The following is a 776-nucleotide window of genomic DNA, read 5'->3' as shown; positions in this document are numbered from 1 at the left end:
TTTCGTCACTCCTTTATTTGTCGAAATAGTATGGCTAAAAAGGTTGTTAAAACAAGTTTTAGCTAGTGTGGTGATGAAAATTAATTATTAAAAATTGAATTGTAATTTTCTTCAATTTCCTTTATCTCAATTTCAGATAGGACATTAAACTCTTTTTCTAGAGCTCTTTTTGAAAGTATCCCATTATTTTGTTCTAAAAACCGAATTAGTAATGCAACTGTTTTGTCTGGCATTTGAAAAATATCATCCAAATATTTTTTCATAGCATCATATTTCTGTAGATAGTTTACCTCATTGGGAATTACATTTACAATAGTATCATTAACGCAATCAAATAAGAACTCTGCTTGTTTTGTTGCGTCAAAATAGCGGTAATAATCAATTGTCTCGTTCAATACCGCTACATTGTTAGATTCTGTAGTTTTCCATTCTATAAAGTCCAATAATGGATGTGAATAAGATTCTAATACGATTCTATAATCGTCAATATGATTTAAAATAGAAGCAGACACCGGGAAGATTATTCCTTGTTGTGCAAATTGCATTTTGGTTAAAATATGATGTATTATATATCGGTGTATTCTTCCGTTGCCATCTACAAAAGGATGAATAAAAATAAATCCAAAGGCTATTTTTGCAGCTGCCAAAACAGCATTAAAGCCAGTTTCTTCAATGTTTTTATAAGTTGCAATTAATCCGTCCATCAATTTTTCGACATCTTGCCATTTTGCTGAAATATGTTCTGGCATTGGTTCTCCACTAACTCGGTCATGTTC

Annotated in this window: 1 protein-coding gene; it reads right to left on the bottom strand. The window is 30.9% G+C overall.

Annotated features, from left to right (window positions below; translation table 11 throughout):
• Positions 1-80 precede the first annotated feature (80 nt).
• The coding region (locus AC4PRO_RS18185) for a Fic family protein (protein WP_492118400.1) at positions 81-776 on the bottom strand (696 nt) is incomplete at its 5' end.

Source organism: Flavobacterium sp. DW-iso2 (assembly GCF_058725285.1).
The sequence above is the reverse complement of the archived record's forward strand: the minus strand, read 5'-3'. Positions and strand labels throughout refer to the sequence as shown.